This is a genomic window from Methanoplanus sp. FWC-SCC4 (genome assembly GCF_032878975.1).
Taxonomy (GTDB): domain Archaea; phylum Halobacteriota; class Methanomicrobia; order Methanomicrobiales; family Methanomicrobiaceae; genus Methanochimaera; species Methanochimaera problematica.
Genome location: NZ_CP043875.1, coordinates 1309198 through 1331157 on the forward strand (window position 1 = coordinate 1309198; position 21960 = coordinate 1331157).

Genomic DNA, 21960 nt, shown 5'->3' on the forward strand with positions numbered 1-21960 from the left:
TTTCAGGAATATTCAGAATATATTATCAGAAAAAGGATAAACCATAAATTCAGATTAAGCTCCCTTTTAGTCAAAAACTGCATAAATAGAAGACTTAGAAATTGTTTCAAAAAACGAAAGCGCCCAGTACGGAATTCGAATCCGTGTCGCAGCCGTGACAGGGCTGCATGATAGGCCACTACACTAACTGGGCAATTAAACATCCACACCTGCGTTATCCAAAGATCCCGCCTCCCGGAGTCGAACCGGGGACATCGCGGTAGCCGCGCAGTTACCCACAAAGCTTTTGGGTAAACCAAACTACAGCCGCGCACTCTACCAGTCTGAGTTAAGGCGGGTGTGGTGCTCTACAATATTAGATAGACTAGTTTTTAAACATTTTCTTTTTGATCTGTCTGATTATTTCACCAAAAAAATCAATATATAAAGCCATTTTTAAGAAAAGGCTGCAGATTATGCCCAAAACAAATACTGACACTGATGATTCCTGTTTTCAAAATACAGACAAAGTATCATCCTGCGCATTGTAATTTGCAGTTATGGAAAATACAGGCTTCCACCACATAATGCACAAACGGAATTTTTCAGGGACAACAGGATTCTTAAAAATAATTCAGAAAAATTGCCATGAAAATCACTTTGTGGTTTCTCATCAATGTTTGAAAACTTCATCTGCCCAAATTTTATTGCATGAGAATTAAATTTTCAATTTAAAAAAAGACAATAACCTGAAAAATTATTCACATGCACCTATATTGGCAAATTTAAAAGAATACCAGGACGTTCATATTTGCCAGCAGAATATGTTTATAATTAATAAATCAGAAAATTTTGAAAAATCAAAAAAAATTATTAAAATTACAAAAAGATTTAGTCTGCAACAGGGTTTCCACCCTGCATCGCAGCCTGGATCTGCTGCTGGATCTGCTCAAACTTTGTCTGAAGCATCTTCTCCTGTTTTTCAAGGGATTTTATCCTCAGCTCAAGAGTTTCTATTTTGTCTGCAAGATCTGATGAAACAGACTCCTTGTTCTTCTGCATCATCACAGTGCCTATTGTAACAAAAACATCAGCATCCTCACTGACATTTCCAAGTTCTTCCTGTGCCTTCTTTGCCTCTTTTGCAGCCATCTCAAAATTTGATTTCTGCTGCATTATAGTCTGAAGCTGCTGCTGGACCTGCTGTAACATCGACAACTGATTCTGGACTTTGGGTGGAATATTATTCATTAATTATTACCTCCTGCATCTCTTCTGCAATATTTATTAATCTTAACCATGTATTTAACGCAGCGCGAAGAGCAGACAGGTCCTCTGCCTTTACAGTCAGAATCAGGGTATTATTACCCGACAATGAGACTTCCGATTTTGAACGTCCCATATCTTCATTTTCCGGCCTTACAGCCTCATAAATCCTTTCTGCAAAAGGTGTTTCAAAACTAAAAACAGCTTCATGAACCATCAGAGATTCATGAACCGGCAATAAGTCTGAGGACATACCTTCTCCCCTGCGCACCGTCAAAGATTAGGGTATCAGACCCGCAATCTGTCTTTTGAACATTCAGATATTGTCTCAGTTTATCATAAACCGTTTGGTTACCGGTAAAAAGACCCTTTGAGATGATGCCTTCACGTTTATCTACAGAGTATGATGAAAACAAAATATCTGTGACAAACTCCTCATCGTGATAAAGTTCAATCAAAAAATTGCGTCCTGACCGTGATACAATTAAAACATCACTGTCAAATTCAGCAACTGTACCAAGCCCTGCCTTACCTCTGGGGGAATAATGACATCCCAAAGAAAATGCAAGGTCCTTTGAGAAAGTTCTCAGGACCGGTACAGGTTTACGCGAAGTGGTTACTTCCATTATCTGGCTTTTACGGTTTTTATACCTGCCCCGCGTTCCTTGAAAAGAATACGGTGACCACAGTATGGACAGCGGACATTGATATCAATATCCACTTTTTGCTTACACCTTGCGCACTTATAACCTGACATTGAATATAACTCCTTTACTCTTTGATTAATGAACGTTCAATTGTACGGAGTGCAACCTTCAGGTTTGGTGTCTGTGGGACATATGCTCCTCCGGCATATTTGTGTCCGCATTTGCGGCATTCCCAGATACCTGTACCCTTACGGGATACTGCTTCTGTTGCACAGCGTGGGCATACATGTTTTGCCTTTGAGACTTTTTCGATCTCATTTACGCGTTTTCTGATGAAACGACCGTATCTTGGACCAAATCTACCTGCGCTACCTGTAATTCTTCCTTTTGCTCTAAGTTTACCTGATTTTGCCATATTTACTATGCCCCGAAATTTAGGTCTGTATATATTACTCTTACAACCTTATTAATTCTGACTAATCCTGACTGAGAATTTTTACTTCCCCGTCACCTTTTGTCAGGCGGTTGATCATATTGTAGAAATCTTCCTGAATACCTGCAGGTATTTTACAGACACATATCCAGGAACCATCACCCTGCCACTCTTCCTTCTCAATTGTCGTTGAAGATTGTATTTCCCCATATGCTTTTGACGCATAATCAGCAGGAATCTTAACAACAAATCGCATTTCTGCAAATTTTATTGGAAGGATCGGCCGGAGTGCCTTTACAACATCCTTTACCTGTTCATCAACATGCTTGAAAGGATCTATGTTGAACCTTGCTTCTTCCATAGCCATTTCAATTCTTTTTGGCGGGTGAGGAAGTTTTGTCTGCGGATTAATCGCGTTTCTGGATATGAAAGTTATAACCTGATTGCGTCTGTCCTCAACCATCTGCTTTCTTTGTTCAGCAGTAAGGTGGATCTCACCTTTTATGATGATTCGTTCTGCAATAGGCTCAAAATCTGTTGTACTGAATACTTTTTTAAGTGATTCCTCGGATGCCTTATCAGTCTTTGATGCGTTCTCAAAAACATATAAAGCCGCAACGGCATCTTCGATATTCACTTTTTCACCCTGACGTATGCGCGCAGCCTCGTCTGGATCCACGAGGATTTCAAACCTGTCCCCATGGCTCTCAAGCCTTGCGACAACTGCCTGCTCAAGAGGTATCATATTACATCACACCTAATCTTCTGTTTCTTCCTTATCTTCAGCAGCAGAATATTCTGCTTCAAATTTTTCAACATACTCACTGACTTCTTCTTTGCTCATCTTCCTGAACATCCGGTCTGTAAGGGTGACAACACCTATCTCAATGTTACTCACATCAAATTTCCCTTCTGTTGCAGCATGGAGAGCTTTAAGTCCCATAGGCACAGCCTCTGCAATTTTCATTTCTTCAAAATAATCCTGTTCGAAGACCTTCATAACCGCAGGGCGCCCTGTGCCTATTGCAGTTGCTTTGTACTCAAGAAGTGTGCCGGAAGGGTCAGTTTCAAAGAGACGTGTCTGTTCATCACTCACACCTGCAATTAAAAGCGCAGTACCATAAGGTCTTGCCCCTCCGTACTGTGTAAGCGTCTGCATGTGATCGCAAAGCTTCTTTGAAAGTGTCTCAATATCGATTGATTCATTGTAAGAAACACGATTGATCTGTGCTTCAATTCTGGCCCTGTCTACAAGTGCCCTTGCATCACCGACAAGACCGGAGGATGCAACAGCAATATGGTCATCTATCTTGAATATTTTCTCTATTGAGGACTGTTCAAGGAGCCTGGAACTAACACGCTTGTCAACAATTAAAACGACTCCGTCAGAGCACTTAACGCCGACCGCTGTAGTTCCCCTTTTCACTGCCTCTCGAGCATACTCTACCTGATATAAACGGCCATCCGGACTAAATACCGTAATAGCACGATCATATCCTCCCATTTGAGCATTCATTGGTTGCATTATAGCTCCTCCAGATCATCTCTGGTAAAATACAATGTATCTTGGTGTTTAATTCCCTCTTTATATAAATCAACCTTTTCACGCGAGCACCTGAAAACCGAATATGACTCCTCGCCGAGAAGAACTATTTCTTCTTCCGAACATTCCCCGGTTTGGGAAATCCTCTTTTTTAAAGAAGCAATTGTTCCGGATACAGCAACAGGCCTCAATCCACAGTTTATACCACTGATTTTGTAAACTGTTGCAAGAGCCGTTTTCAGGAATTCCTCCGAACCTCTTATGCAACGCACGATTACATAATTATTCTCCGAGAATACAACCGCCATATTAATCTCTGCCGCCTTTGAATCCCCAAAAAGGGAGACAACAGCATCATAAATTGCATAATAAAGCGATTTTCCGTCATATCCTGCATTATTTGGAACAATTCTTAACAGGATATACCTTCTCTTTTCCCGGAGTGTCGGCGGCAATGGTTTCATACGCTAAAAAGCACCTCCACAGGAGTCTTTGGATTTAACAGTTCATCAACTGAAGAGAGCGCCTCACAGACCTCATCTCTGCTCATTCCAAAAAGACTACAAATGCTTGTTATTTCATTTACAGAACGAAGGCCCATGTATGAGCGGGCCCCGGTTGAAATCGTCAGGGGGAATTTATACTTTCTTTGAAATTTTAAAATCTCACCGTAACAGGTCAGCGCTTTTTGTCTGATTATTCCACGCTGTTCAATAATTACGGATATATCGATATCTATGGCAATTCCATTTTTAATTGCGCTCCTTGCACAGACATCATCAAAAGCCTTCTTCGGAGCCAGATGGATGTTCTTCAAAATATGCACCCTGCCTGAGTTCAATACGGAACGATTAAATCCCGCATCTCCTGCTTTTACCATGATGATATCTGCATTCTTCTCTTTTTTAAGAGCCGAGGTAAGATTTCTGAAATTTTCAGCGGCAATAAAAGCACCTGAAACTACCTTAACCCCATAAAAATCACCTGTAAAATCAGATTTTACACAGACAAGCCGATCTATTCCGAGATGTTTTGCCTCCAGAGCCAGTCTGCGCACAGAAGTACTGCCTGCCGGGTACGGATATACGCAGGCGTCAGAATATGCCATTATAATAGAATTAGAAAAAAAAGAAGAAAATTATTTTCCTCTGTTCTGGTTTGAACGGATACTTGGGCGGGTATGCTCGGTACCTTTTCCTCTCTTGCGCATACCACGTCCCTTTATACCTGCACTGGTCTTTCCACGCTCTGCACGACCTCTCTGCTTTGGAGATGACATCCATGAAAGATGAGTGTCGTTTTTGATTGCAGGGTGATGACCGTCTACGAGAATAACCTCATACCACTTTGATCTTCCGTCTTCGCCTACCCAGTAGGAGTTAAGAACTTCCATGTTCACATATCTGCGTGTTGCACGCTCTTCTGCGATTCTCTGAATGCTCTTTCCCATTGTTGCACGGCGCATACCCATACGGGCTGTACGGCGTCCACGGATATAGCGTGACTTACGGCGTCCTCCACGGCGTACCTTTGCACGTACAACGATGATTCCCTGCTTTGCACGGTAACCAAGGTTTCTTGCACGGTCAATCCTTGTTGGGCGTTCGATACGGACTACACTTCCCTCGCGACGCCATTCCTGCATGCGATTCCAGAGAAGTGATTTTACTTCAGATGCATCCGGGCGCTTCCATGCGTCACGGACATAGCTGTACATTGATTTTGACATGGTATTTCACCTAAAAGGTTCAGCTCACAAATTTATCTGAGCCACATCCCTTTGTCTAACCAGAAGAGATCCCAGATCTCAATGGTTCTTTACATATTGGCATTATGATAAAAAAAGTGTTTGTATAATCCGGGATTATACCTGGCGAAGGATACACTTATTCTTTGAAATTGAAGGATACGGATCTTTTTTTAATTTAACGATAATTAATTCTTTCAAAAATAAAGAAATTTCAGAAAGATAACCAAAAATTTGTCCCCTCAGATTCCCTTTTTCTTTTCAACAACGTGAATATCCTCTATACCGGTTTCAGGATACTGACCTTCCTCATCTTTCTCTGCTGACTTTACCATATCCCATATAGTCAGAAGAGCAACAGAAACACCGGTAAGGGCCTCCATCTCAACCCCGGTCTTTCCATATGTTTTAACAGTGCAGAATGCCTCGATATAATTCTCCTCGCCGCCGTCATTGAAATCAATCTCAACACCTCCGACAGGGAGCGGATGACACATAGGGATAAGATGATGGGTCTGCTTAACAGCCTGGATTGCAGCAATTCTGGCAGTTGCAAGGACATTGCCCTTAACCACGTCCCCTTTTCTTATTGCAATAAGAGTCTCTTCCCTGAGGTATATCCTTCCGGCTGCAACAGCCTCACGGCTCACATCCTTTTTTCCTGTTACATCCACCATGTATGCTTTATCGTCTTTTATATGTGAAAATTCAGCCATTGTTAATTCCTCTTATATTTACTCTTAATTTAATCCATTATAATCCTCTATAAAGTACTTCGGAAATCCTTTCTGTTATGTCCCCGGCCATAAGACCGTCACCGTATTTTTCTGAAACAATTTCCCCACATCTCCCGTTTGCATATGCCGCGGTGCATGCAGCTTCAAAAGAGTCCATCCTGCATGAAAGTGCACCCAAAAGACCTGCAAGAACGTCCCCCGTACCCCCTGTGGTCATTGAAGGACAACCGGTTTTGTTAAAGCGTACACTGTCGCCATTTGAAATTATGTCAACATTTCCCTTTAGAAGTACAGTTACATTGTTTTTTGAACAGAACTCACGAACCTCACATGCACGCTCATAAACCGATGAAGAAGGAGCTTTTCCTGATATTCTCTTAAATTCACCCGCATGCGGAGTATATATTGTATCTTTTCCTTTTATTAACGGCCTTCTCAGGCCGTCTGCATCAACAACCGCTTTTTTAAAGTAAGGCGAAACTTCTTCCAAAACCCCGTGGCTGTTCTCTCCGAGTCCGCACCCCGCAACGACACAGTCGGATTTTTTTGCAAGCATGGCAAGCCTTTCGGTGTGTGATTCATCAATCACATCGCCTCTTAGTTTTTCAACGATTAAATCGGGATAGTCCATAACAACAGGGGAGGCAATCCTCACAATATCCGCTCCTCCCCGCAGTGCTGACAATCCCGCAAGATATGGTGCACCGCGGTAAGGACCGCCGCCGATAATAAGCACTTCACCCCCCTCTCCCTTATGGGAAAGTGATTCTTTCTCAGGAATGAGTGTAAGATCACCAGGGCCCGTAAACACCTCTGCCGCAAGGGGAATACCGATATCGTATACTTCCGAGCCTTCCGTTTTAGGACGATGAAAAGAAATGATCCTGTCAGCATTAATGCCGGGAGTAGGGACATCTGCGGATACGACCTTTGCAGGAGAAATATTTGACATTAAAACCATATCGGAAACCGGCTCACGCAAAGCACCCGATGCACCTGTCCCCAGTATTGCATCCACGATGCAGTCTGCCGTATTAAACAGATCAGAAAGCCTCCTTAAATCATCAGCACCAAAAACAGGGTGTACTTCGACCGCACAACCTGAAAGGGATGACAGATTTGCCTGTGCATCAGGAGTGGAGGGTCCGGGCACCGGATATATCACATGAACATCAGCAACTCTCTGAAGATAACGTGCCGCAACAAACCCGTCACCCCCGTTATTTCCTCTGCCACAGAGAATTAAAACAAGACCGGGATTCTCACTCATTACAGCCTGTGCAAGTGACCTTCCCGCACTCTCCATAAGCAAAAGTCCCGATACTCCAAGAGAGATTGCATTTTTGTCAACAGCACGCATTCTTGCCGGAGAAATTATCCCCTCCTCTGCAAATTCAATAAACTTTTTTACACTCATCATTTCCACCCAACTACAGATTTTCTGCCTGATAATATCCCTTTCCACAATAACTATGATAATAGAGCAGGATTTATTTTGATATTCCTTTTGAAATTCCCTGGTTGATTTTGCCTAAATATAATGGACAAATATTGTTTTCCATCCCAGCCGGCTCTTAATTTAAAATTATAAAAGTTCAGGCATCATTAATATTTCCTGAGATAATCATCCTCTTTGGTGGCATTTTTCAAGTTTCACAACATAAATTTATAATGATTACAATGGGTTTTGCAAATGAGGTCTCAGAGGTTTCAGAGAAAATAAAGGATGCTGAATCAGTAACAGTCATATCCCACATAGATGCCGACGGCATAGCAAGTGAAGCAGTTCTGCGTCAGGCAATAGCAAGATGCGGTATTGATGTAACCTCTGTTTTTGTAAGACAACTCGAACCCATCACAATGAAATATATACCTGACAACAGTTCGCTTAAAGTTTTTATTGACCTTGGTGCAGGACAACAGAATCTTCTCGAAGAAAGGGGACTAAGGGAGAATGAAGTTGTTATAATCGATCACCACGTTTCACAGGATGTGGATACCCCTTATCTCCAGGTAAACGGCCTTCCTTACGGCTATGAAAAACTTTCAGCCGCCGGTACAGGATATCTTGTCTCAAAGCAGATAGACGACTACAACACAGATCTTGCAAAGATCGCAGTCGTCGGCAATGTAGGGGATATGATGGCAAGGGAACATTGCGGACTTGTAGGCCCTGCACGGGGGATCGTGGAAGACGGAGTGGAATGTGGAAATATTGAAATTGTGACAGACGACCTCAACTGTTACGGAATATCCACAAGACCTCTTCATTACTGCCTCTCTTTTTCAGATGACCCGTTTGTACCCGGAATTACAAACAATCCCTCCGGGGCACAGGATTTGATTGAGAATGATGCAGGGATAGATCTTAAAAAAAGAAACGGCAAATGGCGTGTCTGGGAAGATCTATCCCCGGAAGAAAAAAGGACTCTTATCGGAATACTTGCTCTGCGCCTTCATAGTGCAGGCGAACCTACAAAACGCCTGAAAGCAGAGCACTACATCTTCCCTGATGAAATGAAGTACACTCCGCTAAGAAATGCTTCCGAATATGCAACAATGCTAAACGCATGCGGAAGATGGGTAAAACCAAAAATCGGAAGCTCAGTCTGCTGCGGTGACAGGGGAGAGGGATACAGGGAAGCTGAAGTAATGCTGCGTCATCACAGAACCGTTATCAGGGAAATGATGGAATATATTCTTGAAACCGGAGTTACCGAACTTTCAGCTCTCCAGTATTTACATGTGGGAGACAGATTCCCGGACACAATAGTTGGAATAGGGGCAGGAATGGCTCTTTCTAAACTTAACTGGAAACTTCCGATCATGATTTTATGCTATCTCCCCGACGATCCCGAACTCATAAAAGTATCAATGAGGACGAATGAAAGGATGGTTCAGGCCGGCATGGATCTACAGGCTGCATTAATGAAAGCAGCCGAAGCCGCAGGTGGCGGAGGCGGAGGGCATAAAATAGCTGCGGGCGCATATATACCAAGAAGTGCCGAAGAGGGGTTTGCAGAAAGTGTCAACAGAATCCTTGAAAAACAATCATCTTAAGCGAATAAGAGTAATTGCCGACTTTCAGTTCGGAAAGAATACGGGAGAATATCTCTTCCCCGATGAATGCGAGTTCAAACTTTCAACCACAAAAAGAATCAGATATGTCCTTTTAGACGGCGACAGAGTCGCAACAGTCAGGGCAAATGACGGCAGACTTACATTAAGCAACAAGGGTGCCTCAAGATTATATGAATGTTTGAAAGAACCAGGATACCGTGTGAATATCAAATCAGAAGTCTCATCTTTTGTAGAGAGCGGCAAAAACGCAATGGCAAAACATGTGGTTTCTGCTGATGAAAATATTCGTGCAGGCGATGAGGTTTTAGTCTGCGATGAATCAGGAAGACTCATCGCAACAGGGAGCGCTCTCCTTTCCGGAGAGGAAATGACTGCATTTAATTATGGTGTAGCAGTACAGATTAGAAAAGGGAGTTAAGATAAAATGATTCCAGGCGTCAATCCAAAACAGATGAAACAGATGATGAAAAAACTCGGCATGAAAATGGAAGAAATCGAGGATGTCGAGCGTGTCGTGGTATACACAAAGAAAGGAAATTATGTCTTTGAAGGTGCGGAAGTTGTTTTAACAACAATGCAGGGAATGACAACATACCAGATTCAGGGAGCCGAGCCTGTCTTTGAAGAGGCAGAAATACAAATCCCTGAAGATGATGTCAAAATGGTTGCAGAGCAGGCCGGCGTCTCAGAAGACAAGGCTCTTTTAACATTAAAGGAAACAAAAGGCGATATCGCCGAGGCTATTTTAAAGCTTTCAGAATAAATTTAAAATCACCACACTTTTATGATCAAAGAAAACGACAGAGTCCTTCTTATCGGAGAAAAACGTGAATTTTTTGTCCGTGCAGGTGAAGGCGATCTATCAACAGACAAAGGCATAATCAAACTTGCAGATTTAACCGGCCTTGATACGGGAGATATAGTAAAGACTCATCTTGGTGTGAGTTTTAAAATCAGGATACCCCGTCCGGTTGACTTTTTCAGCTACGCCAAAAGAACAGGCGCACCAATGCTCCCAAAGGATATTGGGACAGTCATTGCCTATACAGGAATGAACAAAAAAGACAGAGTGCTTGACGCAGGTACCGGAAGCGGTGTTGCGGCAATATTCTTTGGCAGTGTTGCAGGTTTTGTCGATACATATGAAATAAGAGAGGAGTTCTCAAAAATCTGCGCAAAAAATATCGCAGATGCAGGTCTTGAGAATGTCAGAGTGAATGCAGGTGACTTTTTATCAGTAGAGTCTGATGAAAAATATGATGTGATCCACCTTGACATGCAGATCGAAAAGGAGCATGTAAAGCACGCATACGGACTTCTCAAAACAGGCGGATATCTTGCAACCTACACTCCGTTTTTAGAGCAGACATTCAATGTTATGGATGCAGCGGAAGATTTATTTTCAGAAGTCGTATGCCATGAATTAATCGGACGCGAACTTTCCAGAACAAAAAGGGGCACAAGGCCCTCTACAAGAGTATGCCACACAGGGTATATCACAATCTGCCGGAAATAATCATATCCGGTTTTAAATTTTTCATTTTTTCAATTTTTTTAAAACCCCCCGTTCCGGCTGAGAACAGGGAATTGACATCTTCTTTGTTCTCTGAAACTCCGGGCCTGTAAATAACCGGTTACTCCGTTATGAACAAACATAGATCAGATCAGTTTTTTGCCGAGCAAAACAGATCTGATTAAGATCTCCATATGCGCCATATAATATCGATCAAGGATTTTGGAAGGGACGAAATAGATGCCCTTTTAGAGAAAGCAGCAAAAATACAAAAACTTGGTAGTTATAAACGCACTCTCGAAGGAAAACTTGTTGCACTTCTCTTTTTTGAACCAAGCACACGAACGAGAATGTCTTTTACATCCGCCCTTGCCCGCCTTGGCGGAGACCCGATAACCGTAGACAGTGTTGAGGGAAGTTCAATATCAAAAGGGGAGACTCTTGCGGATACAGTCAGGGTCGTAAGCAGTTACGTTGATGCAATTGTTCTACGCCACCCAAAAGAAGGCGCTGCACTCCTGGCATCAGAATTTGCGTCGGTTCCGGTAATAAACGCAGGAGACGGAGCAGGACAGCATCCTTCACAGACTCTTCTTGACTTATTCACGATAAAAGAAAATATGCCACTTGACGGAATAGACGTTGGACTCTTAGGGGATCTAAGATACGGAAGGACTGCTCATTCACTCTCATATGCACTCTCAAACTATGACGTGAGACTGCATACGATAGCACCAAAAAGTCTGGAAATGCCGGCAGGTCATATGTCGGAACTGAAAAAAAGAGGAGTTGAAGTTATAGAGCACCAGGGTCTTGAAGAAGTCATAAACGATCTGGATGTCTTATACGCAACAAGAATCCAGCGTGAAAGATTCCCGGATTCCGCAAGTTATTCGAGAGTTGCAAACACATACAGGATAACTCCCGACACATTAAAGGATGTCCGTGAAAACCTGATATTACTCCACCCTCTCCCAAGAGCAGGTGAAATAAGTCCTGAAGTGGATGCACTCCCTTATGCAAAATATTTCAGACAGGCACAAAATGGAATACCTGTCAGAATGGCGATGTTAGAAGAGGTAATGCTATGAGCACCCCTGATTTTGCAAAACACGGACTTTTAATTAGTCCTATTGAAAACGGAACGGTTATTGATCATATAAAATCCGGTGAGGCATTAAATGTCCTGAGAATTCTTGGCATTACAGGAACAACTGACAAATCACTATCAATAGCAACAAATGTCCAGAGCAGCATCTCAGAAAAAAAGGATATTGTAAAAATCTCAAACATGGAGCTTTCAAAAGACGATGTAAATAAAATTGCCCTGATTGCTCCAAATGCCACCATCAATATCATAAGAAACTATTGCGTTATTGAAAAAATAGGCGTTAAAATACCGGATCTGCTAATGGGCGTTATAATCTGTTCAAATCCCGGATGCATTTCAAATTCAAATGAACCTATCGACAGCAAATTTGAAGTTGTGGATGGGAATCTGCATTGTCTTTACTGCGACAACATAATTTCAAGTGATATAGCGAACCATATAATATAAGGGATTATATTGGGGACACGCAGTAAAAATAAAAACCTGCTAAATAATTTTTTTAATTTTAAATATTACAAACTGGCGGCTGTAATTGTAATTACAGCAATATCCTTTTTGGCATCACTATTTGGAATTCTAACAGACAATTCACCATTATCTCATTTTCTGATAATTCCGGTTGTACTGGTTTCATTTCTCTATCCAAAAAGAGGATTACTATTTTCATCCATTACAGGGATTACGTTTTTATTCATATTTTTTATTATCAACCATGGCACAGAAGGATACATCCCCCGTGGAATACTCCAGATTACGATGATAATACTGGCAGGTTCAATAATATCATATATTACATTAAAATTTGAAGCAGCCGAAGAGAAATATCTCAAAACAATCAACGACCAGACAGAGATGATATACAGTTTCCGGCCCGGAGGAGTCTATACTGTCGTAAATAATGCCTTTTGTGAATATTATGATGTGGACAAAATAAAAGTGGAAGGTCACACTTTTTATCCAAAAATGCCAACAGAAGATATCAAAAATATCAGAAGTCTCCTGAAAAGTCTTGATCCTCAAAATCCCGTAAAAAGTATAGATCACAGAATAATACGGCCTGACGGAAGCATAAGGTGGGTCAGCTGTAATATCCGGGCAATTTTTGATGATGATAACTGTGTTAAAGAGTTTCAGACAGTTGCAAGGGATATAACAGACAGTATGGTGCTTCAGGATAATTTAAAAGACAAAATAAATTATGTCTCTGCCCTGATGGACACAATACCCGCACCGGTCTATTATCGTGATTTAAGTGGCACATGCAGGGACTGCAACAGTGCATTTGAAAAGTTATCGGGACTCAGTAAAAGTGATATTGTCGGGAAGAATCTCCATGAAATTTTTGAACCGGAGATGGCAGACTGCCTCATAAGGTATGACGAAATAGTATTAGCGGACAGAAAACAACAACAGTATGAAAGCGAAATAATAAATTCCGATGGTAACAGGCACTATTTCCTATTCAGCAAAATGCCAAGAGTTGGAACAGGCAAAAATGTAGCAGGCATTATCGGAACAGCTTTTGAAATTACCGCCAGAAAACAGGCAGAAGAAGAACTTAAAAAATCCCTTAATGAAAAGACAATCCTCTTAAATGAAGTTCATCACAGAGTTAAAAATAATCTTGCGATACTCAACTCTATGATTGGAATGCAGATGAACGGAATATCAGAAGGCTACTATTATGAAAAATTAAACGACACAAGAAACAGAATTATGTCAATGGCTCTAATTCATGAAGAGCTTTATAAATCCGACAGTATTTCATACATAAACCCGGATGTACATTTCAATACCCTTGCAAAAGAACTGATTTCAAATTTTAATATGTCTAAAGAGATAGGATTTTGCATAAAAACAGACGGATGCCTCTTTGATATAAACACTGCCATTCCGTGCAGTATTGTTGTAAATGAACTCATTACAAATTCAATAAAATATGCATTTGAGGAAAGGGATTTTGGGAATATTACCATTCACATGCATTCAGACAATGATTTTTATTATTTGAAAATTAGCGATGACGGAACAGGTATGCCAAAAGATTTCGATCAGAACAATACATCAACACTTGGAATGAAGCTCGTAAAAAACATAATTGAATATCAGCTTGAAGGAAAAATTACACTTTTATCAGAAGAAGGAACTACGTGGGATATTGAAATTCCAAAATCAACAGAATAAAAAAATTTTATTGAAAAAATAGATGCTCGATTATAATCAAACAGTACCTTAAACATTAGTTTCAGGCATCATTTTATAAATTAAAATGGATCAAACCATTATTTATTCAGCAGTGAACCGTGTGTATCTATCTCTCCCTTCCAGATTCTGGTGCTTGATATCCAGCGTCCGTCTTCTGCTAAAACGCATGTAATCTGGTGGATGTCAACCTTTTTCATTCCCTTCTCCTTTCGGATTTTGTTGATCTCCATTGCAGTTTTAAAGGTTTCTTCACTTACAACAATTGCATCAAAATCCTTATCGAGAGTTGAACCAAACCTGTCGCTGAGCATTTCAATATTCCATGCTGACCCGGGAAATTCCAGATTCAAAAATTCAACAAGAGCACCCTTTCTCTTTTCAAAAGGATGAATAGGATGGGATTTTCTGTTTGCAAATTCATCTCCTGAAAGGCCGATTATGACGCTGCCGTCTTTACCTGCAATTTCAAACGATCTTGCAAGAAGTTTTCTGTGGCCGTCATGAAGCGGATCAAATGTGCCCCCAACCATAACTTTCATTGAAATATAAATTAAACGTATTAAGTATTATGAGTAGTGATACCGGGGAGAGGTCTGCTGCCTTCATTGCAGACAATGCAAAAATACTTGGAGATGTCACTTTAAAAAAGGACACAGGAATCTGGTTTGGAGCAGTATTAAGGGCAGATAAAGACTCAATCATCATCGGAGAGGGATCAAATGTACAGGATAACTGCGTCGTGCATGTATCATCAAATAATCCCGTAAATATAGGCAAAAACGTGACGATAGGGCATGGTGCAATAATTCACGGCTGCACCATCAAAGACAGGGTACTTGTCGGCATGGGTGCAATAATTCTCAACGGAGCTGTCATTGGAGAAGACACAATTATCGGCGCAGGCGCTGTAATTACTGAAAACAAAACTATACCTCCGGGATCACTTGTGATGGGAGTTCCGGGAAAGGTAATTAAGGAAGTCAACGAAGAGCAAAAAGCTCACATAATTAAAAACGCAGAATCATACGTAAGCCTTGCAAAGGAGTACGCAGATAATGAGTGAAGTTGCGGTCATAGGAGCAGGTGTTGCAGGCATTCAGGCAGCACTTGACATTGCAAACCACGGAATAAAAGTCCACCTTATTGAAAAAGAGCCGACCATCGGGGGACATATGTCACAGCTTGACAAAACCTTCCCGACAAATGACTGTTCAATGTGTATTCTATCCCCGAAAATGGTAGATGCACAAAGAAATCCGAATATCATACTTCACACCCTCACAGAAGTTAAAGAGGTCAAAGGGGAAGTCGGGAATTTTGAAGTGAAACTTCTTAGACATCCGAGATATGTTGATGAATACACATGCACGGGGTGTGGGGACTGCATGGATGTATGCCCCGTTGAAGTTTACAACCACTATGAAGCAGGAATAGGAGTCCGCAAAGCCATATACAAACCACACCCGCAGGTGATTCCAAATGTCGCAATCAGGGATACAGAACACTGTATCGACTGCGGGCTCTGCTATGATGTCTGCGGTCCGGTTGCAGTGCTCCATGACGATGAAGATAAAGAAGAGGAATTTACAATAAATGTTGCAAGCATAGTCGTCGCAACCGGCTTTGAAACATTCAATCCTGAGAGGAAAAAGGCGCTCAATTACCTGAGAACCCCTAATGTAATTACAAGTCTTGAATTCGAGAGAATGATCTGTGCAAGCGGCCCTACGGGTGGCAGTCTTAAAAGGCTTTCAAACGGTGAAAAACCAAAATCAATTGTCTTTTTGCAGTGTGTCGGCTCAAGAGACATGACTATAAAAAAGACCTACTGTTCATGTGTCTGCTGTATGTATGCAATTAAAAATGCAATTCTCCTAAAGGAAAAAGATCCAAAGCTCGACATAACCCTTCTCTATATGGACATCAGAGCCTATGGAAAGGGCTACGAAGAATATTATGAAAGGGCAAATCAGCTGGGCATTAATTTCATACGTGGAATTCCCGGAGAAATAATTGAAGACAGCCAAAGCAATCTTGAAATCACAGTAGAAAATACGGAAAACGGAGAAATAATAAAACTCAAACCCGAACTTGTGATCCTCTCAGTCGGAATGGAGCCTGCAAAAAATACAGCTGCATTCGCAAACATTCTTGGTATTGAAACGGATGATACAGGATTTTTCAGGTCAGAAAACATGAAAATGAACCCTGTAGGAACAATAAAACCGGGCATTTACATTGCAGGTGCGGCCGTTGCACCAAAAGATATTCCTGACAGTGTGATACAGGGCGGTGCAGCTGCAATGAAAGCGGTATCAGATGCTCTAAAATCCAATTAAAAAAATTCTATTTTTTGGGATGACTCATATTATGAAAATAAATAATGATAAGACAATATTTTGGAATTATGACAAAAACTGCATAGAATTTGTAGAACAGACACTATTACCGGTACAATACAATATAATCGAGTGTGACAGGGTTGAAAGACTTGCAAAGGCAATAAAACGTCTGGAAGTCAGGGGAGCACCGGCACTTGGTGTTGCAGGCGCATTCGGAATCGCACTGTCATGCCTGGAGCATGATGACTGTAATATGGAAGCTTTTTTTAAACTTGTTTCTGATGATGCAAAATACCTGAAATCAACAAGACCAACAGCAGTCAATCTGTCATGGGGAATCACCCGCGTCCTTGATAAAATAAAATCATCCGGCACCCTGAAAGAAGCAAGAGAAACCGCTTTAATGGAGGCAGAGGCAGTTGCCAGAGAGGATGAGGCAATGTGCCATTCAATCGGAAATTATGGTGCAGAATATCTCCCTGACAAATGCACAGTCCTAACACACTGTAATGCAGGCGCTCTTGCATGCTATACGTGGGGAACGGCACTTGGCGTTATTCGTTCAGCTGTGAAAGCAGGCAAAGATGTATCTGTCATCTCATGCGAAACACGGCCTCTCAATCAGGGCTCACGCCTCACAGCATGGGAATTGTCAAGGGACAATATACCTGTAAAGACGATTACAGATTCGACCGCCGCATTCCTGATGAAAAAAGGTGAGATCGATGCGGTAATTGTAGGTGCAGACAGGATAACCCCAGATGCTGTTTTCAACAAAATCGGCACATACATGCATGCAGTCTGTGCCAGATACCACAATATACCGTTTTATGTTGCGGCACCCTACTCCACATTCGATGCAACGGGAAAGGAATCAGATATAATTATTGAAGAAAGAGACAGGGAAGAACTTGCATTTTGTGGGAACAAACAGCTTATGCCAAAATCAGTACCTGCTATTAACTATGCATTTGATCCAACCCCGATGGAACTTGTAACAGCAATATTTACAGAAAAAGGCGTTTTAAAACCTCCTTTTACAAAAGATTTTCCTATAGCATAATCCAGAGCTATTTAAATCTTAATTCCCAATTTATCCTAATAGATGTTACCGGAATCTTCCCTATGGAACAGCCTGATGATAACAATCGGAGAGCTGACTCTGGTTTTACTGGCCGGTTCTTTTCTGACCGCAATCTTCGTTGTCACAGTGTCATTCTATTCAATTAAAAGAGGGCATTTTTACTTCCCGAGACTTGTTAAATCAGGTCTTGTAATGAGTGAGGGGATGGTTAAAGGAATTTGCAATTTCTTCAGCCTTGATGACAAAGAGCTTACAGCATTTTTTATCCGTCTTCACAATACAATGAACTCAAAGGCATTTTCAAAGATTGAATCTTCCAAAAGAGCGGTTTTCCTGCCACAGTGCCTAAGAAACTCACAATGTCCGGCAAATCTGACACCTGAAGGCCTTCAGTGCAGGAGATGCGGAAGGTGTGAAATTGGGCAGAATATCGACAGGCTGGAAAACCTTGGATATAATGTATGGATAGCACCTGGTTCAACCCTGATTAAAAGAATGGTAATTAAATATAAACCAGAGGCAGTTATCGGAATCGGCTGTCTTGTAGAAGTAAAAGAAGGACTTGATCTTCTGGATAAAATAAATATTGTCGGGATGGGAGTCCTTACAATGAAAGACGGGTGTGTCGAAACCGCACTTAACTGGAATGATCTTTTTGAAGTAGCTCTTCTCGGACTTGAAGACAAATAATTATATTCTTGGATCGCGGAGGACTTTTACCTGTCTTCCAAGTAATTTTCCGGACATTATCTTTCCATAAACAAATATTGTCCCTTCACTTTTTACATCACCGACCTCGACTCCGGGTCTTAACACCACATCTCCTTCGGATTTGATATTCCCAACCTTTGCATTGTCACAAATGGTTACGTTCCCTTTTGCGTCCAGATTTCCACTGATAATTGCACCAGGCCCTATAACAGCATCTTTGGACTCGACATAGGATTTTACGGATGATTTGGGACCAAGATCAAGCTTTCCCAAAACATTCAGATGTCCCCAGAAATGAGTACCCGAAGGTACTATGAAGTCCCCGTTTATCTTTACGTTCCCTTCAAAATAAGAGCCCCGGGGGGCGATGAATGTGTCTCCATCCCGATAGATTTTCATTGCTAAATGAGATTTTAGCCAATACAATATAATGATTATCCTATTAGTACTGCTGAAATGATGAATATTAAAAGCGCAAGAAACATTCCCTTCTTAAGCAGCCCTGTTGCACCCGACTCCCTTAGAGATTCGGAATCATCGCAGGAAAGGCCCCTGAATGCCGCATAAAGAATGATAATGTCTGCTATTGAGATCATTGCAATATATGTGATTCCCCAGAACCTGAAAAGCGGCAGGAAACTTGCAAATACGGCTAAAAAGGCCATCAGGAATGCAAGCACCCCTGTTTTTTTCACACCGATTATCATGGGGAGTGTTTTTGCTCCTCCCGTTTTATCACCTTCAATGTCTTCCGCGTCCTTTAGCATCTCACGGGAGAGCATTGCAAAGAAAGTAATTGCTGCAATTACAAAATTCTGAATCAGACCGCCCGGTCCTGCAATAGCGCCGCCGAACAAAAATATACTGGCAGAAAGGTATGATACTGCAAGATTTCCAACAAGCGGCATACCTTTTAGCTTCATTGCGTAGGCTATAAGCAAAAATGAATTTAAAAGGGCTAGAAAAAGACAAAGATAGTTTGCAAAAAGACAAAGCAGAATTCCGGTGATAAACAGGACAGTGCTGAATATTAATGCCCCTTTTTCTGAGACTTTTTTTGAAGGTATGGGGCGTTCCGGCCTGTTTACTGCATCAATTTCCCTGTCAAAATAATCATTGATGACATTTCCTGCCGCGGTTATGAGAGCAACAACCGGTATCAGAACAAGTGAGTCCAATGCGACTGTGCCGGATGCGATAATCACTCCCAGCAGTACGGCAAGACCTGCAATTACAGAATTTACCGGGCGCGTTATCTGCACATAGCCTTTTAGCATAATCAGGAAAAATTTGTTTCAATTAAAGAATAATGTTTTCAAAAAACACCGGTGTAATTACACATAAGGAAATTCACAGAAATAAGAACTATTCTTTTAAAAAATAAAGCAAAAGCGGGCTTGAGGGGATTCGAACCCCTGACTTTTAGCTTAGGAGGCTAACGCCATATCCAGGCTAGGCCACAAACCCTTTTTTATTACGCAACTGCGCCTATAGAAATTGTACAGGATAAGCTATAAGATTTCCTAATGGTAACATTATCCGACAATGGAACTCGTTGAAATAAAAGAGGGTAAAAGCAGATTTTTAGTGCCGGCACAAGATGAAAACCTTAATTTCCCACCCGGCAGCGCACCTGTTTTTTTCAACAAAAGAATGGAGATTAACAGGGACTTAACAATTCTCCTGTTAAAATGTCTCGATGCTGAAAATTATCTTGATGCAATGGGCGCTTCGGGTTCAAGAGGGATCAGGGTTTCCAAAGAATGCAATATTCACGCAATAATAAATGACAAAAGCGCAGAGGCAATTTCATTAATTGAATACAACAGGGAAACATATGCGCCTGAAGCCGAAGTCACACAATGTGATGCAAATGTCATTATGAGTGAGAGAAGGTTCGATGTTGTGGATATTGATCCGTTCGGAACCCCTGCACCCTTCATCGACGCTGCGGCAGGCTGCGCCAAAAAGTACCTGTTTATTACCGCAACTGACACAGCACCTCTCTGCGGGGCGCACTTAAAAGCCGGAATGAGAAGATATTTTGCAAGACCACTCAACAACGAATATCATAGTGAAACCGGCCTCAGGATTCTCTTAGGCTTTGCCGTCAGGGAGATTGTAAAATATGATCGCGGAGTGGAACCGCTTTTTTGTTTCGCGAAAGAGCACTTTGTAAGACTACACCTCAAACTCACCTATGGTGCGGGACGTGCGGATAAAGCAATGGAGAACATCGGTTACATCCACCAGTGTCCAAAGTGCCCTTACAGAACAGAACAAAAGGGCCTTTTGCCAAAGACTCTTTATTGTGAGGAATGCGGAGCACCACTGACTGCTGTCGGACCTCTGTGGACCGGTCCTGTAAGCAGAACGGATATAATTGAGCAGATGCAGGAGATGCTTCCGGATTCAGAGCTGGGAACCCAAAATAAAATAGAAAAACTCCTTGCAACATGCAAAGATGAACTTGAAACATCCTCATTTTACGATTATCATGTTCTAAGCCGTCACTGGAAGGTATCACCGGTTGCAATTGAGACAGTAATCGAACGCCTTAAAGAAAAAGGATTCAGGGCTTCAAGGGTTCATTATGCAGGAACAGGAATTAAAACCGATGCACCGCTGTCGGAAATAAGAGAATCCCTTTCCTGAAAATCAAAAAGAATATATTTTTTTAATTATTTTTTCAACAGATCACGCATTAAAAATTCGCACCCTGAAGTTCGCTATATGTCGCCTTCTTTAACTGCATGACATCATTTGTTGCAGGTTTCGCAGTCTTTTCCGCCCTTGGATATCTTGCACATACAAACGGCGTTGCGGTAACCGAGGTTGTAAAAGGTGGAATTGAACTTGTATTTGTTGCATATCCGGCAGCAATAAGTGCAATGCCGTTACTCCCCGAAGTTTTCGGAATAATGTTCTTCTTAATGATTGTAATGCTTGGAATTGATTCGGCATTTTCAATGGTTGACTCAACTTCATGTGCACTTCAGGATTACATCAAAATCCCGCCTCTCCTGACAACCGCAATTGTATGTATTGTCGGGTTCATTGGATCAATGCTGTTTGCAAGCGGAGGAGACCTTTACTGGCTCGATATTGTCGACCACTATGTCTGGTATTATCTGGTAATAATAGTAGGACTCCTCGAAGCACTCGCAATCGGATACGTATATGGTGCTGACAAACTAAGAGAATATTTCAATCAGACAACTGACCTCAAAGTTGGAAAATGGTGGGATATTATGATTAAATACATAACACCCGCAATACTTGGTCTTCTGCCGATATACTATATTTACGACGGGATTGTCCACCCTTACGGAGGTTATGAATTCATACCAACACTTGCCGGATGGATGATAGTAATTGGAACAATTGTTGCAGCTTTTGTTACGGCCCGTATTATGCGTAACAAAAATCAAAATAATAACTAAAAATTTTTTTTCCTTCTTTGTATTCTCACACAAACATTTCACAAATACTTACTGCATACTAATCTATCAGGAAATGTTTTAAGGAAATAATGCAACAGAGTAGAAAAAAGGAGGTCAG

General features: G+C 41.5%; 27 protein-coding genes, 3 tRNA genes and 1 pseudogene. 13 read left to right on the plus strand and 18 right to left on the minus strand.

What is annotated here, in order from left to right:
- Nucleotides 1-120 precede the first annotated feature (120 nt).
- From F1737_RS06615 to F1737_RS06680, 14 genes are all read right to left on the minus strand, one after another.
- Nucleotides 121-193: transfer RNA gene (locus F1737_RS06615), tRNA-Asp, on the minus strand.
- A 32-nt stretch (nucleotides 194-225) separates the two neighbouring features.
- Nucleotides 226-338, minus strand: a tRNA-Tyr gene (locus tag F1737_RS06620).
- A gap of 532 nt (nucleotides 339-870) precedes the next feature.
- Nucleotides 871-1230, minus strand: coding sequence for a prefoldin subunit beta (locus F1737_RS06625; RefSeq protein WP_317135815.1), 360 nt, complete (start codon nucleotides 1228-1230; stop codon nucleotides 871-873).
- Nucleotides 1223-1498 carry a KEOPS complex subunit Pcc1 gene (locus F1737_RS06630; protein ID WP_317135816.1) on the minus strand — a complete coding sequence of 92 codons (276 nt, stop codon included), beginning with the start codon at nucleotides 1496-1498 and terminating at the stop codon, nucleotides 1223-1225. Before F1737_RS06630 ends, F1737_RS06625 begins: the two co-directional genes overlap by 8 nt.
- Nucleotides 1470-1871 (minus strand): hypothetical protein, encoded by a 402-nt coding sequence (locus F1737_RS06635; protein WP_317135817.1) that lies wholly within the window; start codon nucleotides 1869-1871, stop codon nucleotides 1470-1472. The genes F1737_RS06630 and F1737_RS06635 overlap by 29 nt, the downstream gene beginning before the upstream one ends.
- Nucleotides 1871-2002 (minus strand): DNA-directed RNA polymerase subunit P, encoded by a 132-nt coding sequence (locus F1737_RS06640; protein WP_209689175.1) that lies wholly within the window; start codon nucleotides 2000-2002, stop codon nucleotides 1871-1873. The genes F1737_RS06635 and F1737_RS06640 overlap by 1 nt, the downstream gene beginning before the upstream one ends.
- 14 nt (nucleotides 2003-2016) lie before the next feature.
- Nucleotides 2017-2307, minus strand: coding sequence for a 50S ribosomal protein L37ae (locus F1737_RS06645; protein WP_317135818.1), 291 nt, complete (start codon nucleotides 2305-2307; stop codon nucleotides 2017-2019).
- A gap of 61 nt (nucleotides 2308-2368) precedes the next feature.
- On the minus strand, nucleotides 2369-3070 hold the full coding sequence (locus tag F1737_RS06650; RefSeq protein WP_317135819.1) for a ribosome assembly factor SBDS: 702 nt from the start codon (nucleotides 3068-3070) through the stop codon (nucleotides 2369-2371).
- Between the two features lie 12 nt (nucleotides 3071-3082).
- The gene (gene psmA / locus F1737_RS06655) at nucleotides 3083-3850 is read right to left on the minus strand and encodes an archaeal proteasome endopeptidase complex subunit alpha (protein WP_317135820.1); all 768 of its coding nucleotides are present in this window, start codon (nucleotides 3848-3850) and stop codon (nucleotides 3083-3085) included.
- Complete coding sequence (locus F1737_RS06660; RefSeq protein WP_317135821.1) at nucleotides 3850-4332, minus strand: Rpp14/Pop5 family protein; 483 nt, start codon at nucleotides 4330-4332, stop codon at nucleotides 3850-3852. Before F1737_RS06660 ends, psmA begins: the two co-directional genes overlap by 1 nt.
- A complete protein-coding gene (locus F1737_RS06665; protein ID WP_317135822.1) occupies nucleotides 4329-4976 on the minus strand; it encodes an RNase P subunit p30 family protein in 648 nt (215 codons plus the stop codon). Before F1737_RS06665 ends, F1737_RS06660 begins: the two co-directional genes overlap by 4 nt.
- A gap of 30 nt (nucleotides 4977-5006) precedes the next feature.
- Nucleotides 5007-5597: a 50S ribosomal protein L15e gene (locus tag F1737_RS06670; protein WP_317135823.1), complete on the minus strand. Its 591-nt coding sequence runs from the start codon at nucleotides 5595-5597 to the stop codon at nucleotides 5007-5009.
- A 260-nt stretch (nucleotides 5598-5857) separates the two neighbouring features.
- Nucleotides 5858-6331 (minus strand): cyclic pyranopterin monophosphate synthase MoaC, encoded by a 474-nt coding sequence (gene moaC / locus F1737_RS06675; RefSeq protein ID WP_317135824.1) that lies wholly within the window; start codon nucleotides 6329-6331, stop codon nucleotides 5858-5860.
- 37 nt (nucleotides 6332-6368) lie between these two features.
- Nucleotides 6369-7772, minus strand: a complete 1404-nt coding sequence (locus tag F1737_RS06680; RefSeq protein ID WP_317135825.1) for an NAD(P)H-hydrate dehydratase — start codon at nucleotides 7770-7772, stop codon at nucleotides 6369-6371.
- A gap of 260 nt (nucleotides 7773-8032) precedes the next feature.
- Here F1737_RS06680 and F1737_RS06685 point away from each other — a divergent pair, with 260 nt between their 5' ends.
- The 7 genes from F1737_RS06685 to F1737_RS06715 all read left to right on the plus strand — a co-directional run bounded on the left by F1737_RS06685 (nucleotide 8033) and on the right by F1737_RS06715 (nucleotide 14241).
- Entirely contained in the window at nucleotides 8033-9412 is a 1380-nt protein-coding gene (locus tag F1737_RS06685; protein WP_317135826.1) for a DHH family phosphoesterase, read from the plus strand.
- Nucleotides 9378-9851, plus strand: coding sequence for a PUA domain-containing protein (locus tag F1737_RS06690; protein WP_317135827.1), 474 nt, complete (start codon nucleotides 9378-9380; stop codon nucleotides 9849-9851). Before F1737_RS06685 ends, F1737_RS06690 begins: the two co-directional genes overlap by 35 nt.
- Nucleotides 9852-9857: 6 nt before the next feature.
- Nucleotides 9858-10196, plus strand: coding sequence for a nascent polypeptide-associated complex protein (locus tag F1737_RS06695; RefSeq protein WP_317135828.1), 339 nt, complete (start codon nucleotides 9858-9860; stop codon nucleotides 10194-10196).
- Between the two features lie 21 nt (nucleotides 10197-10217).
- Complete coding sequence (locus tag F1737_RS06700) at nucleotides 10218-10949, plus strand: methyltransferase domain-containing protein (RefSeq protein WP_317135829.1); 732 nt, start codon at nucleotides 10218-10220, stop codon at nucleotides 10947-10949.
- A gap of 191 nt (nucleotides 10950-11140) precedes the next feature.
- Nucleotides 11141-12037, plus strand: coding sequence for an aspartate carbamoyltransferase (gene pyrB, locus F1737_RS06705; RefSeq protein WP_317135830.1), 897 nt, complete (start codon nucleotides 11141-11143; stop codon nucleotides 12035-12037).
- Nucleotides 12034-12504 (plus strand): aspartate carbamoyltransferase regulatory subunit, encoded by a 471-nt coding sequence (gene pyrI, locus F1737_RS06710; protein WP_317135831.1) that lies wholly within the window; start codon nucleotides 12034-12036, stop codon nucleotides 12502-12504. Before pyrB ends, pyrI begins: the two co-directional genes overlap by 4 nt.
- A 9-nt stretch (nucleotides 12505-12513) precedes the next feature.
- On the plus strand, nucleotides 12514-14241 hold the full coding sequence (locus F1737_RS06715) for a sensor histidine kinase (RefSeq protein ID WP_317135832.1): 1728 nt from the start codon (nucleotides 12514-12516) through the stop codon (nucleotides 14239-14241).
- 98 nt (nucleotides 14242-14339) lie between these two features.
- On the opposite strand, the gene F1737_RS06720 is transcribed toward F1737_RS06715, so the two are convergent.
- Nucleotides 14340-14801 (minus strand): phosphopantetheine adenylyltransferase, encoded by a 462-nt coding sequence (locus tag F1737_RS06720; protein ID WP_317135833.1) that lies wholly within the window; start codon nucleotides 14799-14801, stop codon nucleotides 14340-14342.
- Between the two features lie 29 nt (nucleotides 14802-14830).
- On the opposite strand from F1737_RS06720, the gene F1737_RS06725 reads away from it, so the two are divergent.
- The 4 genes from F1737_RS06725 to F1737_RS06740 all read left to right on the plus strand — a co-directional run bounded on the left by F1737_RS06725 (nucleotide 14831) and on the right by F1737_RS06740 (nucleotide 18378).
- Entirely contained in the window at nucleotides 14831-15325 is a 495-nt protein-coding gene (locus F1737_RS06725; protein ID WP_317135834.1) for a gamma carbonic anhydrase family protein, read from the plus strand.
- Nucleotides 15318-16601, plus strand: a complete 1284-nt coding sequence (locus F1737_RS06730) for a CoB--CoM heterodisulfide reductase iron-sulfur subunit A family protein (RefSeq protein WP_317135835.1) — start codon at nucleotides 15318-15320, stop codon at nucleotides 16599-16601. The genes F1737_RS06725 and F1737_RS06730 overlap by 8 nt, the downstream gene beginning before the upstream one ends.
- A gap of 31 nt (nucleotides 16602-16632) precedes the next feature.
- A complete protein-coding gene (mtnA, locus tag F1737_RS06735) occupies nucleotides 16633-17667 on the plus strand; it encodes an S-methyl-5-thioribose-1-phosphate isomerase (protein WP_317135836.1) in 1035 nt (344 codons plus the stop codon).
- Between the two features lie 75 nt (nucleotides 17668-17742).
- Nucleotides 17743-18378, plus strand: a complete 636-nt coding sequence (locus F1737_RS06740; protein WP_317135837.1) for a DUF116 domain-containing protein — start codon at nucleotides 17743-17745, stop codon at nucleotides 18376-18378.
- Here the strand turns inward: F1737_RS06740 and F1737_RS06745 are convergent, their stop codons facing one another.
- The 3 genes from F1737_RS06745 to F1737_RS06755 all read right to left on the minus strand — a co-directional run bounded on the left by F1737_RS06745 (nucleotide 18379) and on the right by F1737_RS06755 (nucleotide 19866).
- A complete protein-coding gene (locus F1737_RS06745) occupies nucleotides 18379-18798 on the minus strand; it encodes a polymer-forming cytoskeletal protein (protein WP_317135838.1) in 420 nt (139 codons plus the stop codon).
- Between the two features lie 35 nt (nucleotides 18799-18833).
- Nucleotides 18834-19676: a geranylgeranylglycerol-phosphate geranylgeranyltransferase gene (locus tag F1737_RS06750; protein WP_317135839.1), complete on the minus strand. Its 843-nt coding sequence runs from the start codon at nucleotides 19674-19676 to the stop codon at nucleotides 18834-18836.
- A 115-nt stretch (nucleotides 19677-19791) separates the two neighbouring features.
- Nucleotides 19792-19866, minus strand: a tRNA-Arg gene (locus F1737_RS06755).
- A 78-nt stretch (nucleotides 19867-19944) separates the two neighbouring features.
- On the opposite strand from F1737_RS06755, the gene F1737_RS06760 reads away from it, so the two are divergent.
- Together F1737_RS06760 and F1737_RS06765 are read left to right on the plus strand one after the other, a co-directional pair.
- On the plus strand, nucleotides 19945-21054 hold the full coding sequence (locus tag F1737_RS06760) for a tRNA (guanine(10)-N(2))-dimethyltransferase (protein WP_317135840.1): 1110 nt from the start codon (nucleotides 19945-19947) through the stop codon (nucleotides 21052-21054).
- Nucleotides 21055-21137: 83 nt separating this feature from the next.
- Nucleotides 21138-21842: pseudogene (locus tag F1737_RS06765) on the plus strand (hypothetical protein); the annotation flags it as partial.
- Nucleotides 21843-21960: the final 118 nt, after the last annotated feature.

Coding starts and splice junctions, on each gene's coding strand:
- F1737_RS06725 (WP_317135834.1), top strand. CDS start 14,831: ATGAGTAGTGATACCGGGGAGAGGTCTGCTGCCTTCATTGCAGACAAT.
- F1737_RS06750 (WP_317135839.1), bottom strand. CDS start 19,676: ATGCTAAAAGGCTATGTGCAGATAACGCGCCCGGTAAATTCTGTAATT.
- pyrB (WP_317135830.1), top strand. CDS start 11,141: ATGCGCCATATAATATCGATCAAGGATTTTGGAAGGGACGAAATAGAT.
- F1737_RS06760 (WP_317135840.1), top strand. CDS start 19,945: ATGGAACTCGTTGAAATAAAAGAGGGTAAAAGCAGATTTTTAGTGCCG.
- moaC (WP_317135824.1), bottom strand. CDS start 6,331: ATGGCTGAATTTTCACATATAAAAGACGATAAAGCATACATGGTGGAT.
- F1737_RS06630 (WP_317135816.1), bottom strand. CDS start 1,498: ATGTCCTCAGACTTATTGCCGGTTCATGAATCTCTGATGGTTCATGAA.
- F1737_RS06645 (WP_317135818.1), bottom strand. CDS start 2,307: ATGGCAAAATCAGGTAAACTTAGAGCAAAAGGAAGAATTACAGGTAGC.
- F1737_RS06635 (WP_317135817.1), bottom strand. CDS start 1,871: ATGGAAGTAACCACTTCGCGTAAACCTGTACCGGTCCTGAGAACTTTC.
- F1737_RS06685 (WP_317135826.1), top strand. CDS start 8,033: ATGGGTTTTGCAAATGAGGTCTCAGAGGTTTCAGAGAAAATAAAGGAT.
- F1737_RS06680 (WP_317135825.1), bottom strand. CDS start 7,772: ATGATGAGTGTAAAAAAGTTTATTGAATTTGCAGAGGAGGGGATAATT.
- F1737_RS06665 (WP_317135822.1), bottom strand. CDS start 4,976: ATGGCATATTCTGACGCCTGCGTATATCCGTACCCGGCAGGCAGTACT.
- F1737_RS06730 (WP_317135835.1), top strand. CDS start 15,318: ATGAGTGAAGTTGCGGTCATAGGAGCAGGTGTTGCAGGCATTCAGGCA.
- F1737_RS06720 (WP_317135833.1), bottom strand. CDS start 14,801: ATGAAAGTTATGGTTGGGGGCACATTTGATCCGCTTCATGACGGCCAC.
- F1737_RS06670 (WP_317135823.1), bottom strand. CDS start 5,597: ATGTCAAAATCAATGTACAGCTATGTCCGTGACGCATGGAAGCGCCCG.
- F1737_RS06650 (WP_317135819.1), bottom strand. CDS start 3,070: ATGATACCTCTTGAGCAGGCAGTTGTCGCAAGGCTTGAGAGCCATGGG.
- F1737_RS06660 (WP_317135821.1), bottom strand. CDS start 4,332: ATGAAACCATTGCCGCCGACACTCCGGGAAAAGAGAAGGTATATCCTG.
- F1737_RS06695 (WP_317135828.1), top strand. CDS start 9,858: ATGATTCCAGGCGTCAATCCAAAACAGATGAAACAGATGATGAAAAAA.
- psmA (WP_317135820.1), bottom strand. CDS start 3,850: ATGCAACCAATGAATGCTCAAATGGGAGGATATGATCGTGCTATTACG.
- F1737_RS06640 (WP_209689175.1), bottom strand. CDS start 2,002: ATGTCAGGTTATAAGTGCGCAAGGTGTAAGCAAAAAGTGGATATTGAT.
- F1737_RS06625 (WP_317135815.1), bottom strand. CDS start 1,230: ATGAATAATATTCCACCCAAAGTCCAGAATCAGTTGTCGATGTTACAG.
- mtnA (WP_317135836.1), top strand. CDS start 16,633: ATGAAAATAAATAATGATAAGACAATATTTTGGAATTATGACAAAAAC.
- pyrI (WP_317135831.1), top strand. CDS start 12,034: ATGAGCACCCCTGATTTTGCAAAACACGGACTTTTAATTAGTCCTATT.
- F1737_RS06740 (WP_317135837.1), top strand. CDS start 17,743: ATGATAACAATCGGAGAGCTGACTCTGGTTTTACTGGCCGGTTCTTTT.
- F1737_RS06700 (WP_317135829.1), top strand. CDS start 10,218: ATGATCAAAGAAAACGACAGAGTCCTTCTTATCGGAGAAAAACGTGAA.
- F1737_RS06745 (WP_317135838.1), bottom strand. CDS start 18,798: ATGAAAATCTATCGGGATGGAGACACATTCATCGCCCCCCGGGGCTCT.